The following is a 609-nucleotide window of genomic DNA, read 5'->3' on the forward strand; positions in this document are numbered from 1 at the left end:
CGCCTGGCCCGGGCGCTGTTGTCGCGCGGCACGCTGAACGGGCGACGCATCGAGACGCTGGTGCTGGCCGACCAGGCCGCGCCCCGCGCCGAGTTGCTGGCCGATGCACGCGTGAAGGCGCGCACCGGGCCCTTGCTGGCGCAGTGCGCTGCGCTGCGCGACGAGCCGTTCGACGGCGTGTTCCACCTGGCGTCGGCGGTGTCGGGCGAATGCGAGGCCGATTTCGAGCTCGGCCTGCGCTCGAACCTCGACACCACGCGCGCGCTGTTCGATGCGCTGCGCGCGACGGTGCAGCAGGGCGCGCCGGTGCCGCGGCTGGTGTTCTCCAGTTCGGTCGCGGTGTTCGGGCCGGACGCCGCGGTGCCGATGCCGCAGCGCGTGCACGACGACACGCTGCCGGCGCCGCAGACCTCGTACGGCACGCACAAGCTGATGTGCGAGTACCTGCTCGCCGACTACACGCGCAAGGGTTTCATCGACGGCCGCGCGGCGCGGCTGATGACGGTGACGGTGCGGCCGGGGCGGCCGAACGGCGCGGCCTCGTCGTTCTTCTCCGGGATCATCCGCGAGCCGCTGGCCGGCGAGGAGGCGGTGTGCCCGGTGTCGGCG

At 73.7% G+C, this 609-nt stretch carries 1 protein-coding gene; it reads left to right on the forward strand.

Features of this window, described 5'->3' with window-relative positions; translation table 11 throughout:
• The coding region (locus AC1D15_RS36130) for an NAD-dependent epimerase/dehydratase family protein (RefSeq protein WP_477829876.1) at window positions 1-609 on the forward strand (609 nt) is incomplete at both ends.

It is taken from the genome of Rhizobacter sp. P2_H2, assembly GCF_056403375.1.